The following is a 21,109-nucleotide window of genomic DNA, read 5'->3' on the forward strand; positions in this document are numbered from 1 at the left end:
GATCGAAGGAACTGTCGACGAAGAGGATCGCAGGGGGGACTTGTAGAGTACTGAATTATCAAGCAGAGTCAATGTTTTTCGGGGTTTTCGGGCTGCCGAAGACCTCTGTGATCATTTGTCTGTATCACTCTCGCGGCGCGAATCTTGGCAAATTCGCCTTGCTCGCACGCTGAATGACTCGAAGTCGCGACGCGATCCAGACCACTGGACAAAATGTCGGTCCCTGGATGCCGCTGTGGCACCCATTCGGTGGCTGCGAGACGGATCTATGAATCGGCTTGCCGACGCACGGCGAGTCCGCGCTCAAACGGATTGAATTTGCCGAATCAGGGCGAGAATTGCCTCGGCTTGGTCGATTCCACCAGCCTGCTTCACGAATTCGGCACCCGCCTGCAGCGTTTCCATGCTGACCGCACCCGTCGTTGGTGCTGGCGCGGATGGCGCGTTTGGCGTCGCTGCCGGTTCAGGGACGGCTGCGACTTGGCGGCGGCGTTTCGAAGGAGCGGACTTCTTTGCCGCCTTGCGCTTTTCCTGCGACCGAACGTTTCCGACATCCTGGTATTTGATGCCGTGTTCTTCCAAAGCGGCAACGATTTCCGTGTTCCGAGCCTGGGGATGAGCCTGAATGTAGCGACGGATTCGCTCGCTTTTGCTCATAGCGGGCGCATCCGAATTCGACGACGATCCAGCGTTGTTGCTGGCATTGGGAACGGAGCTTTCCGAGGCGGAAGCGTTGATCAAATCGGGTTGGGTCGTATCCATGAACGTTCGTTGCTAGCAATTTTCGGGCAAATCAGAACGTCCCATTAAAATCACTCGACTAGAAATTTGAAACCGTTCATCGGTACATCTGTGACCTCGTTCGGTGAGCGTTCCGTTGCTACGCAATCAAAACGAGGTCACACGGCGGGAAAGATCGCCGCGGCAACAACGGTGACCAGCAACGCTGAAACACCCAACGCGGCACTCATCGGAGAGATCGTTCGCAGGGCTTCTTTCTCGGTCATGCCCGTCATTTCGGAGATGATCCAAAACGCGCTGTCGGTCATCCATGAGATCGGTTTGCTTCCCGCACCGATCGCCATCGCCAGGTAGACCGGGTGAAACGGAAGCTCGCCGCTGGTTGCCAGTGATTGCAGAATGCTGGCCGAAGTGATCATCGCGATGGTCGCCGAGCCTTGGATCGTTCGGATCGCGGTCGTCACGAGGAATGCCAACGGAAGCAACCAAAGCCCGGGGAATCCTTTGGCGATGGAACCGACGACTTCTGCGATGCCGGCTTGATAGAGCATTTTACCCATTGCCCCACCGGCGGCGGTGATCAGAATGATGGATCCGGCGGAGGCGATCGCAGCGGAAACCACTTTGCGTCGTTGGTCGTTGGGAACCCAGCGGATCAATCCGAACGCGACGAGGCAACCTAACCCCAACGCGAGGTTCTTGTCGCCCAACCGAAGGATCCATCCCAGCAGTTCGGATTCCGCGACGGCTTCGCTTCCGTAAACGGATTTGATGGTCGATCCGAGCGCGATCAGAACCACCGGCAAGGCAATTGGGAACAGCGACAGCCACAATGGCGGTTTGGGTGGGATCTCTGTTGATTGATCGCCGGCTGATGCCAGTCGCTGCGTCTTGGGGCGAATCTCCTCGCCATCTTCGTCGCGAAGTGGCAGATCGACAAAGTGATTGATGACTCTGGCGGCGGCCAACGCAATCACGCTGGTGATGCTTCCGATACCGAGCCCGGCGATCAACATCGCACCGATTTCGACTTCCAAGAAAGCGGCCACTTGAAGTGGGCCAGGCGTCGGCGGGATCAACGAGTGCGTGATCGATCCACCTGCCAAGATGGCCAAGATGAACAAGACATAGTTCTTCCCCGTTTTGCGGCGCAGTGACCTGGCCAGCGGGAGCATCAGGTAGAAAACCGTGTCGAAGAACACGGGGATGCCAAGAACAAACGACGCCGCGGCCATTGCTTCGGGAGCACGTTGTTCCCCGGTCCAGCGGAGCATCGTGTCAACGATTCTCGCCGCCGCACCGGACTGCATCAGCAATCCGCCAATGACGCTGGCCAATGCGATCACGATTCCAATGGAACCGGCGGTCGCACCGAAGGCATCTGCGACTCGTGCGGACGCGGATTGTCCGACGAAGGCGGTGGCTTCGGCGTCTGTGAATTTGCCGTCGGCCAATCTTGCCGATGCAAACGATGACAATTGAGCCGGCGTGGTCAGCATCGCCACCATGATTGCCGTCGATAGCAACGCCAGAAACGGATGCAGTCGGAACGCGAGGATCGAGACCAGCACCATCGTCACGGCGAGCGCGACCAACCACCAGATCGTCAAGATTTCTACTCACAGCGTGGGGAATGGATGTGTGACGCCAGAGTCTACTCCAAGCAGACACGCCATTGCCCGTCGATCAAACGTTCTTGTGGGACGAAACGCGATTTGTAATTCAGGTGCGGGTTCTCGGCGACATACAAACCCAAGTAGACCCAGGTGCGGCCGTTGTCTTTGGCCCACTGAATTTGCTGCAACACCGCGAATGTTCCCAAGCTGAACTTGGATGCGATGGGGTCAAAGTGCGTGTACACCGCACTGATGCTGTCTCGACCGATGTCCATGATCGAAACGCCGACCAATTGGTCTTGATGTCGAATTTCAAGCTCGAGGGTCGGCCAGCACGATGCGATCAAGAACGTCTCGTAGTCCGATGCACTGATGTCACCGTCGTGGGCCAAACCACGCAGATTGCGATGGTCGTTGTAAAGACGAACACGATCCGCGTCGACTCGCGGGGTTTGCCAACTCCAGGTCAGTTCACGCTCCGCCTTCTTCAGGACACGACGCAATGATTTTGTCAGCTGAAAGTCATCCGCGCGCAGTCGAGTTGGTTGGCAGGCACGGCAATTCGGACAATTCGTGTGATAGACAAATTGACTGCTCCGACGAAAGCCGGCGGCCAGCAGCGTGTCCGTGTCGTCGCTACGGCGTGGCGGCGTCGGGTAGTAAAGCGGCATACGCGCCGGTTCGCCATCGATGTAGGGGCAATCACTGACGGCATCCTGAACCAACATCATTCGATGACGCAGGGGCTCGGCACTTTCGGGAAAATGATCTCTCGCGGGACTCATGTCATCCAGCGTACCGGATTGCGGCGGCGATGGATCGGGTTGTCGTTTGGGAGCCAATTCGTTGTCGAAGTCAAAGAGCGTCGTTCACCAATTCTTGGCTGCGGGCGGTCCCAAGCGCGCCCCAGATACCATGTCGGCTTTCCGTGTGTACGTACTTGGATTGGGATGACGAATCGTTGTCGTCTTCATGATCGGTTTCAACTGGATCGACTCCCTTCGCTTCGTTGGATTTGGTCAACCGCACGACCGCTGTGATTGAGTCACCATGGTCGATTGATTCGGTGATGAATTTGACCGCACCATCGGCCATCAACACATGTGCTCCACCTTGATGAAAGCTGCCAGCAGAGTAGATGCCTGGGGCGGTCAATTGCTTTCCGACGGAACAGCTTGGCGAGTTGGGTGGCAGAATCGTGTTGACGGCCGCAATGGCTGAAGCCCCATCTGCCCACCGACCGCCCCGCCCGACGCTGGCGAGTTGGATCGAGGGGGCATAGAAATCAGGACGATCCACGTTCAGAGTTTCTCGGCACGTGGCGGGTGATTCAAAGATTTGCTCGGTCGTTCGAATCGCGGTTTGTCCGATGTCCCAACGATCGCCGAGGTCGTTGCCGATCTCACACATGGCAATCGTGTTGGACAAGCCATCGGTGATCGTTCGGAAGTTTGGGACATGCGCCCCTGCGAAGATGCCTCGCACCGATTGCGTTGTCGAGTGCTCGGTATTCAGCATGTCAACTTGGTCGCCGACGCAAAACGCATAGCTCGTTAATCCAAATGGTTCGGGCGTGGCCGCTGAGGAGGGGCATTGATAGGTTGGAATCTGTGTGGTCCAAGGATCGTAGGTTTCGACCCAGGGTGCCGGACCCATTGGTGGGTACAACATTCCGTTGAATTCAGATGGGTTGGCAATGGTTTCCCACATGCTTGACGCTTCGATGAACGGCATCAACGCCACCAAGCCGCTGAGTCGTCGCGAGTTGCCATCGCGTTCGGATGGCCCTCGAAGTGTGCCTCCTTGGGCGGAAGGAAGGTGCTCGTAGGCCGAGTGGTAGTTGTGTAGGCCAAGCCCGATCTGTTTGAAGTTGTTGCTGCAGGTCATTCTTCTGGCGGCTCCACTGGATGTGCGAACCGCGGGCATCAGCAGTCCAATCAAGACGGCGATGATGCCAATAACCACAAGAAGTTCAAGCAGTGTGAAGGCGTGGCGTCTTGGTTTCGTGGTGTGCAGTGTCATGACGTTTTCTCCCGACTTCGAAAAGGAACCATGGGACCAACCAACTGGTCCAGGCGATAAGGCGGTGTGCGAAATCCGTTTCAGTACCCGTGACGATCGTGAACCCCACCACCACTCGAAGCAGCAAAGGCGAACACAGCAACAAAAAACAGCGAGTTGCCCAAAGACGATGTTGGGTCATTCGCCCAACCATCGCACTGCGGATGGCCATCACCATCGTGATCGCTGTTGCCAATGACAATAGCGTGAAGGCTGCTTCAGCGGTTGGACCCGCCATGGCGTACTGAGCCATCACCAAGCCGCTAGGTAACAGGAACAGCAGAACCACTGCGGTTTGCACTCGGCCGACAACACGGTGCCACGAAGGAGTTGGTTTCTGCCGAGATCCGCTGAAGAACAAAACCGCACCTTGAACCAAGGCGATTGGTCCGGCAACAATGTGAATGTAGAACGCGACCCGATACCAACCGTGAAAGTGCCCTCGATGCGCGGACAGGAAAACGGAGTCCTGTAGGTCGGCTGGGAAGTAACCGCGGTATGGAATCAGTAGCTGAACCAAAACACTCATGCCGAGCACGATGGTCAGGGCAGTTGCCACCCGCAGCAGGCGGTTCAGTCGTGTTGTCTGAAGATTTGCGAACGCGTCTCGATCGGAATCTTTGAAGAGTGAATGCTCGGAAGCCATCGGTTATCCTCCCGCTTGAGTCTAACCGCTCTAGAATCAACGCACCAAATGGATTGCATTATGAACGAACCGCAAGCTTCCGCATCGAACCAGCAGACGCCCGGGGATTCTTCCGGAAACCAAGCCGCGAGCCAATGGAATCAGTGCGCACCCGCGAATGCGACGCAGGGTGTTTGTCCCGTTTGCTTGGGGCGAACCTTGATCGAAATTCGCGGCAAGTTGCAATGCGAACGCTGCCACACCATTTGCGAAACATGCTGCGAAGGTGGCCGCATCTAGGTGTTGCCGCTAATGCGGTTGCCTCACGAATCGCCAATCCGGAACTTCCGCCACTCGCTCATTCGGGCTGCTGTCCGTTGCCTTCGGAGTGATCGGATTGTCGGACGGTTGTCGGATGAAGTTCCGTGTCGATGCGGATGGAGGCGGTTGATGAGTCAACGAATCTGTTGCAGAAGGCGTGGGCCACGACAGAGGTCCGACAGAGTCTGTTGACGGATCCGAGTTCTCTTCTGGATAAGGTGGCAGGAGTTGTTCCAGCGGCATCGCGTCGTCCAACGCTGGCTCCTCAATCGGAGAGTCCAGTAGGTCGCTCGAACTGGGCAATGAGTCTTCCGAGGATTCTTCTTTTTCCATTGAAGGCGGCGGAAGTTGCTGCGACTTTGCTTTCAACAGTTCGTTGACTTTGTTCTCGTCGAGCAATCGTCGTTGCTCGCTTCCAACTGGTGGTCCTCCAAACGTTTGAAACGGTTCCACTTCGTCTGGTTCGATCAAGTACTTCTTGTACTTCTTTTCTAAACGTTGGTGTTCTTGGTAGTCACGAAAGCGTTGGATCTCTTCTTCAGTCAACTGATGCTTGGGAAGCGATGTTGATTCAGCAGGTGCATCGATGTTGGTGTCAGTGTTGTTGAATGTTTGTACGGATTGCGTTGCCGTGGAGGGATCCTCGTTAGCCAACACCGAGAACCCATGGTGGGTGAATGTATCGATGTGGTTGGAGTGCAATTCGAAACGTGGTGAGTTGGTCTTCGGGTAGTGACCTTCGATGGACTCGTGGTCAAGAATGGGATCGACGGGACGGGCCCCCACCTCGGTCGCGGCGGCTTGGAAGCTGACTTCGCGGGCGTACTCATCAAAGCGATCGTAGAATGTCGGCCGCCTCGTCGTTGGTAACAAGGTTGGACGCAACGTGCTGAAGCCGTCACGGGTACCGCTGGTATGCAACGGGTTTGGTTGGCACGTCCCCTGGCAATTTGGTGATTGGCAGTTGCGGCATCCCATCACTTTGTCGGCCAGGTTGCCGGTGCGAGCGGGATACGAGCGCGGTGGCAGATTCGCCATCGGACGCATGCCGCTGCTGTGGCATGTGTGATAGCCATCGCCCCAACTGCATCCGCAAAAGCGTCCGACCCGCTCGACCATCTCTGGGAATCCTGCTGAGGTGGTTCCGATCCAGCCGGGACCAGCTGACAACACGGTGCACCCAATCGCGACGGTGAGTATCCGACGACGTCGAAGCATTCGATCCAAGCGAAGGACCGCGGCTGCGATCGTGCGGGTGGATGTTGCTTCGTGGGCGTCGGAGGCGGACGCATCAGTGGGTTTTAAAAACCATGTCATGAAACAGACTCAAGCGATGGCGGCGGGGCGAGACGCTTGGTCGCCGAAGCGATGCCATGCGATCGCGTCAGAGCGACGTCTCTCCCAGCGATCGGCACGAACCACCGGATCGCTTCATCCGCCAGAACAGTCGCAAGCGATTTTCGCGTCTGCTAGGTGGGTCGGAACGGTTAGTGAACTTAAGAGGCTGAGCCTCAGTTTCGTTCGTGAAGCTGATGAAAATGAATGCCTCCAGAACGGCAAATTCCCATCGCCATCAGTGATCGGTGAGCCGGTTCATGCAGCGCAGATGCAGATGCTTAGCCGTTAGCTGCGGAGTCGTCACGGTCGGGCCTTGGCGTTGTTGAGCAGGTGATTGCTCAAACTGTGTAGCTGGACCGAGTGCGGTTCGATCCGCTGTGCAAAATCACATTGAAAATTTAAGAATAAGACATATTGTCAATTGACGGCAGGCTAAGCTATCGGCAGTATTTCACCCGTCACCAGTGTTTTGCGGTGCGTGGCGATTTCGATAGGCGTTTGGAACGCTCGGATGTGTCCATGCCCGGGTGCTCACAATTATCTCCCTCGTTTGTAGATAAGAAATATGTCCATGAAGAAGTTCGTGCATGCGGCTGCGCTGGTCGCGTTCTGCTGCATTTTGTCGCCCGGTTGCGGCGGTGGTGCTGAGAACTCGGTGGCGGCTCCGCCCGAGAAAGTTCCGACTGCGGAAGAGTTGGCTGCTTCTTACGAAGCTCAAGCCAAGGACTACCAGCAGCAACAGCGAGAGATGCAGCAACGGGACTCCAGTCGTTGATTTACCCGGGAGCAGGTGAGACGCCAGTCTCGCGGTTCCTGATTCTTTTCTGTTTTTGAAAGCTTTTCTGAGAGGTTCGTATGAATTCAAACTTTGTCCGCCATAGCCGCAAAGGCTTTACTTTGGTGGAGCTCCTGGTCGTGATCGCGATCATCGGTGTTCTTGTCGGTTTGCTCTTGCCGGCTGTTCAAGCAGCTCGTGAAGCCGCTCGCCGCATGAGTTGCAGCAATAATTTCAAGCAAATCGGCTTGGGCCTGCACAATTATCATTCCGCATTTGCTCAGTTCCCTCAGCAGATGGGCGGCACGTATTGCTGCACCGGTGCGGGGGCACAGGGCGACAACTCGTATTTGTTGAGTTGGTTGGTTGGTATCCTGCCGCAAATCGAGCAGCAAGGATTGTGGGAGCAAATCAGCAATCCGCTCGCTCTGAATGGTGACGGGAGTGCCAAGAGTCCTCCTTACCAAGCGATGGGACCTGTGCCATGGGACACCAACTACACCCCATGGCGGACGACCGTCGGAACGTTCCGTTGTCCCAGCGACCCGACCATCGGAACAGCGGGCCAAACGGGATTGAACAACTACTCCGCATGCATTGGCGACTCGATTCAAACGACTCACACCGGCGGCATCAACAACGATGGCACGGTGGCGGATGCCGGAGCCAAGTCACGCCAACGCGGCGTTTTCGAGAGTCACTTCTCAACTCGTTTCCGCGACATCTTGGACGGTACATCCAACACGATCGCATGTGGCGAAATCGTCACCGATGCGGGGAACTTGGAAATCAATTCGCAACCCAAGATGAATCAACGCGATCCGTTCTTCTTTGATCCCGAGTTGTGTTATCGAGACAACGTTGACCCCGCGCGACCTCAGTTTTGGCTCGACGGCAACGAGACCGGCGCAGCCGATCAACGTCGTGGCAAGCGTTGGGCAGATGGTCGTCCGATGTTCACGAGTGTGAACACGGTGCGTCCACCCAACAAGGAAAGCTGTTTGTGGGGTGGGGATGGTTCCGACGGGACCTACACCATGGGAAGTCGCCATCAAGGCGGGTGCCACATTCTGATGGCTGATGGTGCGGTGAAATTCATCACCGACAGCATTGAGTCAGGTAACCAAAACCGCGCGACGCTTCCGAAAGCGGGCCAGCCCGGCGAGAAGAGTCCCTACGGATTGTGGGGTGCCTTGGGTACCAAAGCGGGAAAAGAAACGGAGTCGCTCGAATAGAGCTGACTTTGATCTTCGCCGTTTGCAACGAATGAATGTTGCTCGGGTCATCGCGACCCGAGCAACATTTTGTTTTGAATAGGGGCCAAATGGGATGAGACCGACGATGCATCAAATGATCGTGAGTCACAACGCTGCGACACGGATCCGATTCCTGTTCACGCTAGAAGCGAAGAACGCCAACTGGCGTCGCTTGGTCCCGATCCTTCTGCTCTTCGGATTAATGACTCAGTCAGGTTGCGGCTCCCGCGACTCAGTCGACCGACCGGATTCGGCCGATGGTTCGATCGCTACAAATCGCGACACGGTGAATGATGACGCGGTGCAAATCGCAGCGGCGGCTCCACCTTCGGAGACCGAACAACTCTCGCCCGACGAACTCCAGGAACGAGTTGGGGATTTGGTTCATCAGAGTCGGTATGCCGAAGCGGAAGAACTGAATCGGTCGTTGCTGCTGTTGCGGCCTGATTCACCCGCTGCACTTTTCTTGGCGGCGCGGATTGCGCAAGGACAGAATGAATTCGACGTTGCCATTTCGTATCTTCAAGCGATTCCGCCGGATCACCCTGAGGCTGGGTTGCCGGCTTTAGGACAAGTCGCGGACTGGTTGCAGGATGCTGGCCGTTTTGAAGAGGCGGAATCAACTTATCGCGAGATGCTTTCCCGCTTTGGTGACTTGGTTCCCGTCCATCGGCGGCTGGCGAACCTGCTGAATGCTCAAGGACGACGCGTCGAAGCGACCCGTCATGTCGAAGCGTTGATCCGGCTGGGAGATGTGACTGAAAAAGAATTGCTGAGCATGACGACGCTGAGTGTTCCGTATCACGACGACGAGCCATTGGCAACGGAACTCGTTTCATCAACCAAACCAATCCACGAAACGCTGAGCTTGAAAGACTTGGCGAGAGCCAAGCAGTTGTTGGTTCAGAATGAAGCTGAGGATGCCAAATATTTGGTGCGACAACTGCGAGCGGCGTTTCCAGATTCATCTTGCGTCGCTGCATTCGAAGGACGCGTTTACGAGGCATTGCAGTCCGATTTGGATCTCGAAAAGTGGTTTGCCGCCCTGCCAAAGTCAGTCGAGCAGGAAGCCGAGTACTGGACTGCGATCGGGCAATGGTCTTTGCGTTTGAAGCAACCCTCCGTGGCCATTCGTGCTTTCGGCGAAGCGGTCCAAATCGATCCCACCGATCGAGTCGCTTACCTTCGAATGGCCGAAGCGTTGGCAATGCTTGGCGAGTTGGATGCGGCCGAGCGGATTTTGAAGCGAAAGAAGTGGCTGGATGAGGCTTGGCAAATGGCGATCAACGTGGGTTTGAATCGCGAAAACCGTCGGCAGGATTTGAGGACGCTCGTGGAGCAACTTGAAAAACTCGGTCGTCATTGGGAAGCCATTTCTTGGCAAACCATCTTGGCCTACGAAGAAGGTCGTTTGGAAGAAGCGATGCCCGAGTTGAAGCAAGCCAGGCAACGTCTCACACAGGATCATCCGTCTCCACCCGACTTGCTGTGCGGTCTTGAATTGCGGCATTGGCCTCTTCCCACCGCCACGGAATTGCTGGCTGATGCCGCGTCGAACTCGAGTGCGACAAAACGACCAAGCGATCCACTCACGACTGCTATCCCGGTCCAGATGGTCGACGTTGCGGCGAAGATCGGCGTTGACTTTCAGTTTCGCAATCATCTCGACACCGACCCAAGTCATTTACGAATGAGCCAGGTCAACGGTGGAGGCATCGCGGTCGTTGACTTCGATTTGGATGGTTGGCCGGATTTGTATTTTTGTGACGCGGGAGGCCCGCCAAATGATCCCGCCGGTTCGGGGCCAAACCAGTTGTTTCGAAATTTGAGTGGGCAAACGACTCGAAACGTTTCCGTCGCATCCGGCAGTGATGATCGGTCGTACGCTCAGGGAGCCACGTCCGCTGATCTGAATCAGGATGGATTCCCTGATTTAGTGATCGCGAACATTGGTGCCAACGTGATGTGCATCAACAACGGCGACGGGACCTATTCGCCTCAAACGATTGCAGGATCTGATGGATGGACCAGCAGCATCGTCTGCGGGGACTTGGACGGGGACCGGTTGCCAGAGATCGTCGAGGTCAACTACATCGATGACGAGACCGCGTTTGAAACCAAGTGTTGGGGTGAGGGTTTCGATTGTTCACCGCGAATCTTTGCTCCCGCCAAAGATCGCTTTTTGAAGCGGATGGCAAACGGCGATTGGCATGAGTGGCCACGTGTTGACGCGGACCATCAAGAACCCAACTACGCTTTCGCGGGAATCATCGCGGACTTTGATCGACAGGCAGGGAACGACTTGTTTCTTTCCAACGACACGACCAACAATCACTTTTGGGTCAGTCAGCCCGGTGGCGATGGCACTTTGGAATTGAAGGAACAAGCGATCCTTCGCGGGTGTGCATCGGGTGATAATGCGGAAACGCAAGGTTGCATGGGGATCGCGGGCGGCGATTTTGACCGCGACGGTTCGTTGGATTTGTTTGTGACGAATTACTATGCACAGCCCAACAATCTATTCTTGCAGAGGATGCCAGGTTTTTTTACGGATATGGCATCCCCGTTTGGGCTGGCTGATGACGGTCGTGAAATGGTTGGATTTGGAGCCCAGGCATCGGACCTGAACCGAGATGGATGGTTGGATTTGACCGTCGTCAATGGGCATGTGTTCGAACCCGCTCAGAACGGTACGCCCGACATTCCGTTTCGAATGTTGCCGCAGTTGTTTCGAGGCGGCCCGTCGGGATTTGTGACGCAAGGAGTGTCTGAGTTGGATGACTCATCAGACGGTTCGTTCTCTTTTTGGCAAACGCCTCGGATTGGCAGGACGCTGGTTCGTTTGGATTTCAATCGAGACGGTCGGCCTGATTTAGTGGCCAATTCGTTGGGTGCTCGCGTTTCCGTTTTGAAAAATTGCACCGAGACCCAGCATTGGTTGCGAGTTGATTTGGTCGGCACGGCGTCGGAACGCGACGCGGTGGGGGCGGAGGTGATTGCGGTTTGTGGTGACGAGCAGTGGCACGCTTGGATGATTGGCGGGGCCTACATGGGGGCCAACGAGAAGACGGTTGACGTCGGGATCGGCATTCATGATCGGATCGATCAGTTGCACATCAAGTGGCCGTCCGGAACGCAGCAATCCTTTGGAAACATTCCTGCGGATTCACATTGTTTGGTTGTTGAGTCGGGCAAAGCGGTTCAGTTCTTCGAAGTCGCAAAACACGCGAATGAGGAGCGCGGCGGTTGAGGCGACTTGGGTTCCAGCAAACCCGGATTGTGTCGGTGATTGGGTGGTTGGTGACTTGCTGAATCGACGGACTCTCGGCAGCCTCGACGCAGTCGGTTAATTTGGGTGCATGATTCACTCTAAATTGATGGTCGCCACGAGCGACTCGGCTGACGGTTCTGCTTCCAAAAACGCTGGCTCAAACGCGGTTCAGGTGATGGCGGGACTCGCCGATCGAAACGCGAATTTGTTTCGTCGGTTGGGGATTGCGTTGGGTGATCCTGCCGCCTGGCTGAAATTGCCCGATGGAAAGAATATCGGGATCGTGCGTGATTTGGAAATGGACCGCACGCGTGCCGCAGGGCGTTTGGACCGGGTTCACTGCCCCGCTGATTTTCCGCCCGCCTCAGGTTCCGCCAGTGGCGATCGCGAGACCGCGTCGGCTCAATCAGTTGCTCGGTTCTTGCAGCTTCAATCCATCGATCAAGTGGTTGTCGATCGAGCGTTCCCGTTCATCTACGCATGGCATTTGGCTGACGCTGGGATCGCGGTGGCTTATGACGATGATCTTGGGGTGATTGACCGACGAGTTAAAACAGACGAAGAAATCGACTGGCTTCGAAAAGCTCAATCGGTCACCGAAGCGGTCATGCGGCAGATGTGCGAAATGATCGCCACGGCAGATGTCGGTTCAGAAGGCCGGTTGATGTTCGGTGGCGAGCCGTTGACCAGCGAAAGAGTTCGCACGATGGCTGGGGAAGCGTTCATGAAACGCAATTACACGATGAGCCATGGTGCGATCGTTGCCACCTTGCCCGATTCAGCAGACTGCCATCATCGTGGCGACGGCAATTTGTATACGGGTCATCCGGTCATCGTCGATTTGTTTCCACGTGATGAGTCGACTCGTTACAACGGCGACTGCACACGAACCGTGGTCAACGGAACGCCCAGCGAGACGGTTCAGAAGATGCATGCCGCCGTGGTCGCGTCCAAGGAAGCTGCCGAGGCCGTCTTGTTCCCTGGGCGAACGGGCGAAGAAGTCCAGTTGGCAGTCGAGAAAGTCTTGGTCGGTCATGGCTATCCGATCTCACGTGGTGAGTTGACCGATGGTCCTTCGATTCAACACGGCACCGGCCATGGAATTGGATTGGAAGTTCACGAGCCAATTCTGCTGGATCACGGCGGAGGCGAAATGCTCGCGGGTGAAGTTTTCACGGTCGAACCGGGATTGTATGGGCGTCAAGATGGTGGCGTTCGCGTCGAAGACATGTTGGTCGTGACGGCGGACGGTCCTGTCAACTTGAACCAGTTACCCATGGGGCTGGATTGGAATCCAAACTGATGCCTGTTTCGACGCCTCTGGCCATCACACTGTCGGGACACGAATTGGAACTGTATCCCGGCGGCTTGTACTGGCCAAAGCATCAGGCGTTGATGGTGTCGGATCTGCATTTGGGAAAAGACGCGACGTTTCGGCGTCATGGGATCGGCGTGCCGGTTGGATCCAGCCGTGCGACGCTGCGTTGTGTTTCGGACATGCTGGAAGCCAGCGGCGCAACGGAACTCTTTGTGATCGGTGACTTGTTCCATGCGCGCAGTTCGTTGTCGATGGATGCGACCTCGTTGTTTGGTGGTTTTCTCGATCATCACCACGACGTCGCGGTAACTTTAATCGAAGGCAATCACGATCGTGCGGTCGGGGCGTTGCCGGAGTCTTGGCCGATGGAAGTTGTGCTTGGGACATTCCACCTGGACACGCTGGCGATGGCCCATGAGCCCGGTTCATTGCCATCCGATGCTGATCTGTTGGTCAGCGGTCATCTGCATCCGGCTCATGTGCTCAGCGATGGCGGCGAGTCGACGGGAAAGTTGCCGTGCTTTTGGTGGTCCAGCGGCTGTTTGGTGCTGCCCGCTTGCGGACGGTTTATCGGAACGATGAGGATCTCGCCGAAAGAAAACGATCGCATCTGGGTGATCGCTGATGAGCAGGTCGTCGCGGTCTGAATTCACGCATCGCAATCCTTGTCGATCTCGCTGCTCAGAATTCGTGTGCAGGTTGACGCGCCCCGTCGCAAGTCACTTCTTGCCCATCATTCGAACCGCGGCGTTTGTCTTTTGCTCGGTTCGCATGGATTTCGTTTCAAACGGTTACATTGCGTTACCGAAACGGAGGCGAGATCGATTCCGATATCGAGGAAAGTGGGCGAATGAATGATTCAATGAATTCCATACCGTCTCGCCGACACGACTTGGATGCGTTGCGAGGCATCGCGATGTTGCTGGGCATTTTCCTGCACGCCGCCATCGCGTATTCGCCTGATGCGGGCCGTGGTTGGCCGATTCAAGATTCACAGAGCAGTCAAATCACATCGTTGTTCATCGCGATGGTGCACGGCTTTCGGATGCCGTTGTTTTTTCTGTTGAGCGGCTTCTTCACCATGATGCTCTATCGGCGTCGCGGAATGTCCAAGCTGATTGAGCACCGCATCCTGCGCATCGCGATTCCATTTGTGATTGGTATGTCCACCATCATTCCATCGATCTGGATCGTTGCTGGCCACATCCAGGCTAACCCATCGGCCAATGTCACGGTGTTTGATGAAACCGACTTGTTAATTCCCGGCGTCCAAGATGACTTGGCAGCGGTGGAAAAAGCATTGGCAGCGGGAGCTGATGTCAATCAACGATCCGAGCAAGGTGATTCACCGTTTTTAGTGGCCGCGTTCCTTGGGCGTGATGACATTGCCGAGGTGTTGTTGGATCACGACGCTGATCCCGAACTCGGGAATCACAAAGGAGAGCGACCGATCGATGTGATGCGGGCTCCATGGGGAACGACCGAGTTCGTGGCGGGGTTGTTGCAGATCGAAGTGGACCGCGAGGACGTGGAATCCGGCCGAGAAAAGATCGCAGCGATGATGGGCGAAACACTGTCAGGACCAAGCTCGGGCATGGCCACTGATGGCGGTGCCAACGCGGTGGACTGGAAAGGGTTGATGTTCTTGCTGTTTGAATTTCCCGCGACCGGTCACCTTTGGTTTCTTTGGTTCTTGTGCTTTTTAGTGACGGGGTTCGTGCTCGTCATGACGTTGACCCCTCGGGGATGGCGTTCAAGATTGAACCTCGCGACGGTGGTTCGGTCGCCGCACTGTTTGCTGTGGTTGATTCCGCTGACGATGTTGCCGCATTGGTTCATGCGGCACGAAGGCTTCGGGCCCGCAACATCAGTCGGCCTGCTGCCGATGCCATCGGTGCTGGCGTACTACGCGTTGTTTTTCGGATTTGGTGCGATCTACTTCGACGCCGATGATCACGATGGAAATCTTAGTCGTGGATGGAAGATCAGTTTGCCACTGTCTCTCACGGTCCTGTTCGGAATTGGGTGGGCATTGAGAGGGCAAACGGATGGCGGAGGGTTGGTTGCGTCCGTGTTGATTCAATCCGCTTATGCGTGGTGTGTTTCCTTCGGCATGATGGGATTGTTTCGGACGCTCTTTGCTCACCCCAGTCGCTCGCTGCGATACTTGTCCGACTCGAGCTACTGGTTGTACCTCGCTCACCTTCCACTGGTGATGTATTTGCAGTTTTGGGTTCGAGACTGGGAAGTCCCGTTGCTGGTGAAGTTCACGGTGGTCAGCGTGATTTCAAGCGTGGTGCTGTTGATCAGCTACCAAGTCTTCGTTCGCTACACTCCGATCGGATGGTTGCTCAACGGAAAGCGAAAACCAGCGGCGCCAAACGTGAACGAGCCGAGCGCGAATGACGCGCCCGGCTCGGAAGTCGTTGCCGCTCAGTTGGTCCGCTAGTGAGACGTTTCCAGGACTTCGCCTTTGGGTTGGCCCATCTGTGAAAGCAGGTCACCGAACCATTCCACGTTGATGTCGAAAGGTTTGCCGCCGGCGATGCGTTCAAACTCGATGGCACGAAGCTCGTTGTTTTGATCTTCGTCTTCTCCGACCACACCACCGATGCCCTGCATGGCACATTCGACGGCTTTCTTGGCACAGCGACCGATCAGCGCGATGTCTTCCGCGTTGGCGGCGGCGGCACGACTGAAGTAGCCGCTCTTTTGCACAAGCGTTTTTTCGGCACCCAACATGTCAGCGAACTGTTTGCCGAACCATTTGCCTGGGTTCACTGCGTCCAGTTTGTAGTGGCCGAATGCATCTTTGGGGACGCTTTCGCCGCGTGATTCCATTTCCTTGACGATGGTGTCGACGCCAGCACCTTCGGAGATGAAGATGTTGACGCAATCGATCTCATCCATGATCGCCCGCAAACGTTTGGCTTCTTCTTCGAGGTCAAAACTCATCTCAGGAACAAAGACGCCGTGCACGTCACGACGTTCTTGACTGAGTCCCATTTCAGGCAAGAAGTTGAGCTTCTGCAAACGTTCGCGATATTTGGCTGCGGTGGCGGCGGTCAACCAACCACAGTTGCGACCCATGACTTCGTGAATGATCAGCATGCGTGGATTGGCGTTGTGTTCGCCGACCACATTTTCAAAGAACTTGGCGCCTTCTTCGGCGGCGGTCCAAGCACCCAAACTTTGTTTGATGGGGATGACGTCGTTGTCGATCGTCTTGGGCAAACCAACAACCGTCAGTTGATATTCGTGCTTGGCCAAATAAGCGGCCAAGTCCGCTGCGGTGGTGTTGGTGTCGTCGCCACCGATGGTGTGCAACACGTCGACTTCGTCCGATTGCAATCGCTCCGCGGCAACCTGCAGTGGATCTTGTCCTTCGCTGACCAAACCACGTTTCACACAATCGGCAACGTTGGTCAGTTTGACCCGGCTGTTGCCGATGGGGCTGCCACCATGCTGGTGCAAGATTGCCGCGTTCTTCCGCGAATGGGCATCGACGACGAAGCTGTCGCCGAGAAGCAAGCCTTTGTAACCAGAGCGGTAGCAGAGGATTTCGATTTCAGGAGCTTGCTCTGTGTAAGCTTCAATCAAGGCTCCGATGGCCGATGACAGACACGGGGCCAAGCCACCAGCGGTGAGAATTCCGACACGTTTGATTGACATGAGGATAGGTTCCGAAAGCTCAAGGGACGCGAACGCGTGAATTTTCCAAGAGCCTATCGAATCCTTTGAATTTCGTCGCCCCGTCAGGAGTGGTGAAGGTTGCTTTGATGTCGATGTTCGCGATCTTGAATTCACCCTCCTGAGCGCAGCTGGGGAGGGTCGGAATGCGAGCGTTCAGCGAGAATTCCGGGGAGGGCTGAAATCGTGAGATAGGTGGTTCGTTGGCGCGTACTGCCCTCCCCGGCGGCCTAGGGCCGACCGACCCTCCCACGGCTTCGCCGCGGGAGGGTGAATTCAACTTAGCGAACGCAAAAGCGAATCTTCGCCCCGTGATTTCCTCACTCCACCACCGCCAGCAGATCCCCTGCTTCAACCTGGGTCCCCGGAGGTGTATGGATTTTGGTGACGACGCCATCGGCAGGTGCGTTGATGGTGGTTTCCATTTTCATCGCTTCCAGCACCAATAGCTTTTGCCCGGCCTTCACCTTTTCGCCTTCGGCGGCCGCCACCGTGATCACCATCCCGGGCATCGACGCGGCGACGTGAGTGGCATCCGACGGATCGGCTTTCACCGCGGCTTTGATGTCGACTTCCAATGATCGGTCGATGACGGACACTTCTCGAGGTTGTCCATTGAGTTCAAAGAACACGGTCCGCGTCCCATCGGGATACGGTTGCCCAACCGCCAAGTATTTGACGATCAGTCGTTTGCCGGGTTCGATGTCGACCGCGATTTCGTCACCTGGTTCTTGCCCATAGAAAAAGTTGGGCGTCGGCAAGGCTGCCACATCGCCGTAGGTGTTGCGATGCTGCGAGTACTCCTCAAACACCTTGGGGTACAGCAAGTACGTCACCGCATCGCGATCGCTGGGGGCTTCATGGGTGAGTTCCGCTGCTTTCGCTTTGGCGGCCCCCAGGTCTGCCGGTGGCATCGATGCACCAGGGCGTTCCAGCACAGGAGCCTGGTCACCGAGGATTTTCCGCATGACTTTCTCGGGGAAGCCACCCGGTGGTTGGCCCATGCGACCGCCGATCAAGTCCAAAACGCTGGCGGGAAACGCGAGAGCCTTGTTGGTTGTCAGGACCTCTTCCGCTGACATCTCATTGGCAACCAAGAACAACGCCATGTCGCCGACGGCTTTGCTGGTGGGAGTCACCTTCACGATGTCGCCGAACAATCGGTTCACATCCGCGTAAGCGCGGCAAACTCCGGCCCATTGGTCGGCCAAACCCAAAGCACGGGCCTGTTGAAACAAGTTGGTGTATTGGCCACCAGGCATCTCGTGATCGTACAAGTCACCCGTGGCTGGCAGAACATCGCTTTCAAACGGCTTGTAGAACTCGCGAGCGGCTTGCCAGTAGGTCGCCAACTGAGTCAGCGACTCGCTGTCCAGTGGAGATTCACGATCGGTGAAACGAAGGGCTTCGACCAGCGTGTTCAAGTTCACTTGGCTGGTTCCACCTGACATTGGTGCGAGTGCCGCGTCCGCGATCTGCAGGCCTTCCCCGGCGGCGGCCATCAATGTGGACGCTTGGATGCCCGCCGTGTCATGGGTGTGCAGGTGGATTGGCAAGTCGACTTCGTCACGCAAGGCACGCAGCAGTTTCACCGCCGCGGCGGGTTTGAGCAGCCCAGCCATGTCCTTGATCGCGATCATGTGAGCGCCACCGGCTTGCAGTTTTTTTGCCAGATCGACGTAGTACTTCAAGTCGTACTTGGTCCGCCGTGGGTCTTGCAGATCGCCGGTGTAGCAGATCGAGGCTTCGCAGATGCCGCCTTCTTCGATCACGGCATCCATCGCGACACGCATGTTCTCTTCCCAGTTCAACGCGTCGAAGACACGGAACACGTCCATGCCGGCTTGGACCGCTTCGCGAACGAACAGTCGCACGACGTTGTCGGGATAATTGGTGTAGCCAACCGCGTTGCTGGCACGCAGCAACATTTGCGTCAGGATGTTGGGAACTGCCTCTCGCAGGTCAGCCAAACGTTGCCACGGTGATTCCTTGAGGAATCGCATGGATGTGTCAAACGTCGCCCCTCCCCACATCTCAAGCGAGAACAATTGCGGAGCCAGATGAGCGTAAGCCGGCGCAATGCGGAGCATGTCATCGGTGCGAACTCGAGTGGCCAACAGCGATTGATGTGCGTCGCGCATGGTCGTGTCGGTCAGCAGCAGGCCTTTCTGATCACGAATCCAGCGCACCAAACCATCGACACCTTCTTCTCGGAAAATGTCGGCGGTTCCGCGAGGAGGTTTGGCTGCGGTTGGGATCTCAGGAACGGGAGCCGGTTCGCGGCGGACGGCAGGCGGGCGTCCCGTGACAAGCGGGTTTCCGTTGACGATCGTTTCGCCCAAGAAAGTCAGCAGCTTGGTGGCTCGGTCACGCCGGCGTGGCAAACGGAACAGTTCCGGGGTTGTGTCGATCAAACGCGTCGTGGCTTCGCCGGCCAAGAATGTGGGATGATTGACCAGCCGCGTCAGAAACGGAATGTTCGTCTTCACGCCGCGAATTCGAAATTCGTGCAGACACCGATCCATCCGGCGAGCGGCAGCGGCCAGGGTGGGAGCTCTCGCGGTGACCTTCACCAACATGGAATCGTAGAAGGGATTGACGACCGCTCCGCTGAATGCCGTGCCCGCATCGAGACGGACGCCCAAACCTGCCGCACTTCGGTAGTGGCTGATGCGGCCATAGTCGGGACGGAACTCGGCGGCGGGATCTTCCGTCGTGATCCGGCACTGCATCGCGAATCCCATGGTTCGGATAACGTCCTGCGATGGCAGGCCGACTTCTTCGCTGTGAAGAGGATGGCCTTGCGCGACCAGGATTTGGTTGCGGACAATGTCGATGCCAGTGACCTCTTCGGTCACGGTGTGCTCGACTTGGATTCGTGGATTGACTTCGATGAAGTAGAATTCGTCTTTGTCGACGTCGAGCAGGAACTCAACCGTTCCCGCGTTCTCGTAGCCGCCACTTTCTTTGCCGACCGCGCGTCCGATTCGCAACGCCGCATCGCAAATCGCGTCTCGCATTTCGGTGGAAAGGTTCGGTGCGGGGGCAAGTTCGACAACTTTCTGGTGCCGTCGTTGAACGCTGCAGTCGCGTTCATACAAGTGGACCAAGTTGCCATGGCGGTCGCCGAGCAATTGGACTTCCAAGTGCCGGGCTCGTTGGACAAAACGTTCCAGGAACACTTCATCGCTTCCGAATGCTGTTTTGGCTTCGCGCTGAGCGGAATCGAGTGAGCTGGCCAATTCGCTCGGTTCCATGACGACTCGCATGCCGCGACCGCCACCGCCTTTGGCCGCTTTGAGCATGATCGGGTAGCCGAGTTTTTCCGCCGCATCGGTGGCTTCTTTCAGCGACGAGACGGCTTGTGCGGTTCCGCCGAGTACTGGCACGCCTGCGATTTCGGCCAAGCGACGGGCGCTGGTTTTGTCGCCCAAATCTCGCAAGCTTTGTTCGCTGGGACCGACAAACAAAATGCCCGCGTCCGTGAGCGCTTTGGCGAACTCAGGGTTCTCCGACAAGAAACCGTAACCCGGGTGGACTGCATCGATGTGATGCTTGAGACACAACCCGACGATCGCGTCGATGTTGAGGTAAGAACGAATGGGCTCGCCGGGCGTTCCGATTTGGTACGCCTCGTCGGCTTTGAATCGGTGCAGTGCGTAGCGGTCTTCGTGAGAATAGATTGCGACCGTGCGAATGCCTAATTCATGTGCTGACCGAAACACTCGGGTGGCGATTTCGCTGCGGTTGGCAGCCAGCAATTTTCGAATCGGGCGAATATTGGCGGAGTCAGTATCAGCGACGGTCATCAGGGCATCCATTGCGGGGAAGTCAAAGTCGAGCTGTTAAGCAGGTCGGCAGGAATGATCGGGTAGAACCTCACGTAGGCGAGTCTCTCTGAGACTCGCAAATGACAGCGTCTCGGAGAGACGCTGCTACGTGATCAAGCCCAATGACTCCCGCTCACGTGCTTAATCTACACGTTTCAAAACGCCCGTTCAGCAACTGGAACGACTTGATGTGCCCGCAAAAGAAATTGTTGTTCTGAGACCGGTTTCGGCGCGATCCGCCAGAGTAGAACAGTTGTCCCCAACTGT

Annotated in this window: 15 protein-coding genes; 7 read left to right on the top strand and 8 right to left on the bottom strand. The window is 56.4% G+C overall.

The annotated features are described in order from the left end of the window. Window positions 1–303 precede the first annotated feature (303 nt). From RB_RS21830 to RB_RS21850, 5 genes are all read right to left on the bottom strand, one after another. Window positions 304–762, bottom strand: a complete 459-nt coding sequence (locus tag RB_RS21830) for a hypothetical protein (RefSeq protein WP_164922344.1) — start codon at window positions 760–762, stop codon at window positions 304–306. 137 nt (window positions 763–899) lie between these two features. Continuing rightward, window positions 900–2,351, bottom strand: a complete 1,452-nt coding sequence (locus RB_RS21835; RefSeq protein ID WP_011122824.1) for a GntP family permease — start codon at window positions 2,349–2,351, stop codon at window positions 900–902. 44 nt (window positions 2,352–2,395) lie between these two features. After that, entirely contained in the window at window positions 2,396–3,199 is an 804-nt protein-coding gene (locus tag RB_RS21840; RefSeq protein ID WP_007324308.1) for an arginyltransferase, read from the bottom strand. A gap of 13 nt (window positions 3,200–3,212) precedes the next feature. Further along, window positions 3,213–4,379, bottom strand: coding sequence for a DUF1559 domain-containing protein (locus tag RB_RS21845; RefSeq protein ID WP_011122825.1), 1,167 nt, complete (start codon window positions 4,377–4,379; stop codon window positions 3,213–3,215). Next, window positions 4,330–5,064 carry a DUF2306 domain-containing protein gene (locus RB_RS21850; protein ID WP_011122826.1) on the bottom strand — a complete coding sequence of 245 codons (735 nt, stop codon included), beginning with the start codon at window positions 5,062–5,064 and terminating at the stop codon, window positions 4,330–4,332. Before RB_RS21850 ends, RB_RS21845 begins: the two co-directional genes overlap by 50 nt. 60 nt (window positions 5,065–5,124) lie before the next feature. On the opposite strand from RB_RS21850, the gene RB_RS21855 reads away from it, so the two are divergent. Next, a complete protein-coding gene (locus tag RB_RS21855; protein ID WP_231845870.1) occupies window positions 5,125–5,343 on the top strand; it encodes a hypothetical protein in 219 nt (72 codons plus the stop codon). 9 nt (window positions 5,344–5,352) lie between these two features. Here the strand turns inward: RB_RS21855 and RB_RS21860 are convergent, their stop codons facing one another. Beyond that, entirely contained in the window at window positions 5,353–6,681 is a 1,329-nt protein-coding gene (locus tag RB_RS21860; protein WP_164922346.1) for a hypothetical protein, read from the bottom strand. Window positions 6,682–7,273: 592 nt separating this feature from the next. Between RB_RS21860 and RB_RS21865 the strand changes: the two genes are divergently transcribed. From RB_RS21865 to RB_RS21890, 6 genes are all read left to right on the top strand, one after another. Continuing rightward, window positions 7,274–7,477, top strand: coding sequence for a hypothetical protein (locus RB_RS21865; protein ID WP_231845871.1), 204 nt, complete (start codon window positions 7,274–7,276; stop codon window positions 7,475–7,477). Between the two features lie 80 nt (window positions 7,478–7,557). Further along, window positions 7,558–8,712: a DUF1559 family PulG-like putative transporter gene (locus tag RB_RS21870; RefSeq protein WP_007324315.1), complete on the top strand. Its 1,155-nt coding sequence runs from the start codon at window positions 7,558–7,560 to the stop codon at window positions 8,710–8,712. Between the two features lie 115 nt (window positions 8,713–8,827). Then, window positions 8,828–11,983 carry an FG-GAP-like repeat-containing protein gene (locus tag RB_RS21875; protein WP_231846511.1) on the top strand — a complete coding sequence of 1,052 codons (3,156 nt, stop codon included), beginning with the start codon at window positions 8,828–8,830 and terminating at the stop codon, window positions 11,981–11,983. Between the two features lie 109 nt (window positions 11,984–12,092). After that, a complete protein-coding gene (locus RB_RS21880; protein WP_011122832.1) occupies window positions 12,093–13,307 on the top strand; it encodes a M24 family metallopeptidase in 1,215 nt (404 codons plus the stop codon). Continuing rightward, window positions 13,307–13,969, top strand: coding sequence for a ligase-associated DNA damage response endonuclease PdeM (gene pdeM / locus RB_RS21885; protein ID WP_164922347.1), 663 nt, complete (start codon window positions 13,307–13,309; stop codon window positions 13,967–13,969). The genes RB_RS21880 and pdeM overlap by 1 nt, the downstream gene beginning before the upstream one ends. Before the next feature lie 215 nt (window positions 13,970–14,184). Next, entirely contained in the window at window positions 14,185–15,771 is a 1,587-nt protein-coding gene (locus RB_RS21890; protein ID WP_231845872.1) for an acyltransferase family protein, read from the top strand. On the opposite strand, the gene RB_RS21895 is transcribed toward RB_RS21890, so the two are convergent. Together RB_RS21895 and RB_RS21905 are read right to left on the bottom strand one after the other, a co-directional pair. Continuing rightward, window positions 15,768–16,994 (bottom strand): pyrophosphate--fructose-6-phosphate 1-phosphotransferase, encoded by a 1,227-nt coding sequence (locus tag RB_RS21895; RefSeq protein WP_164922349.1) that lies wholly within the window; start codon window positions 16,992–16,994, stop codon window positions 15,768–15,770. The genes RB_RS21890 and RB_RS21895 overlap by 4 nt on opposite strands. Before the next feature lie 338 nt (window positions 16,995–17,332). Beyond that, window positions 17,333–20,833, bottom strand: coding sequence for a pyruvate carboxylase (locus tag RB_RS21905; protein WP_011122837.1), 3,501 nt, complete (start codon window positions 20,831–20,833; stop codon window positions 17,333–17,335). Window positions 20,834–21,109 lie beyond the last annotated feature (276 nt).

The organism is Rhodopirellula baltica SH 1 (assembly GCF_000196115.1).
GTDB classification, from domain to species: domain Bacteria; phylum Planctomycetota; class Planctomycetia; order Pirellulales; family Pirellulaceae; genus Rhodopirellula; species Rhodopirellula baltica.

What these genes read in the sequence shown, in the direction of transcription:
- RB_RS21905 (WP_011122837.1), bottom strand. Translation starts at nt 20,833, where the DNA reads ATGGATGCCCTGATGACCGTCGCTGATACTGACTCCGCCAATATTCGC.
- RB_RS21830 (WP_164922344.1), bottom strand. Translation starts at nt 762, where the DNA reads ATGGATACGACCCAACCCGATTTGATCAACGCTTCCGCCTCGGAAAGC.
- pdeM (WP_164922347.1), top strand. Translation starts at nt 13,307, where the DNA reads ATGCCTGTTTCGACGCCTCTGGCCATCACACTGTCGGGACACGAATTG.
- RB_RS21890 (WP_231845872.1), top strand. Translation starts at nt 14,185, where the DNA reads ATGAATTCCATACCGTCTCGCCGACACGACTTGGATGCGTTGCGAGGC.
- RB_RS21865 (WP_231845871.1), top strand. Translation starts at nt 7,274, where the DNA reads ATGAAGAAGTTCGTGCATGCGGCTGCGCTGGTCGCGTTCTGCTGCATT.
- RB_RS21860 (WP_164922346.1), bottom strand. Translation starts at nt 6,681, where the DNA reads ATGACATGGTTTTTAAAACCCACTGATGCGTCCGCCTCCGACGCCCAC.
- RB_RS21880 (WP_011122832.1), top strand. Translation starts at nt 12,093, where the DNA reads ATGATTCACTCTAAATTGATGGTCGCCACGAGCGACTCGGCTGACGGT.
- RB_RS21850 (WP_011122826.1), bottom strand. Translation starts at nt 5,064, where the DNA reads ATGGCTTCCGAGCATTCACTCTTCAAAGATTCCGATCGAGACGCGTTC.
- RB_RS21855 (WP_231845870.1), top strand. Translation starts at nt 5,125, where the DNA reads ATGAACGAACCGCAAGCTTCCGCATCGAACCAGCAGACGCCCGGGGAT.
- RB_RS21875 (WP_231846511.1), top strand. Translation starts at nt 8,828, where the DNA reads ATGATCGTGAGTCACAACGCTGCGACACGGATCCGATTCCTGTTCACG.
- RB_RS21845 (WP_011122825.1), bottom strand. Translation starts at nt 4,379, where the DNA reads ATGACACTGCACACCACGAAACCAAGACGCCACGCCTTCACACTGCTT.
- RB_RS21870 (WP_007324315.1), top strand. Translation starts at nt 7,558, where the DNA reads ATGAATTCAAACTTTGTCCGCCATAGCCGCAAAGGCTTTACTTTGGTG.
- RB_RS21895 (WP_164922349.1), bottom strand. Translation starts at nt 16,994, where the DNA reads ATGTCAATCAAACGTGTCGGAATTCTCACCGCTGGTGGCTTGGCCCCG.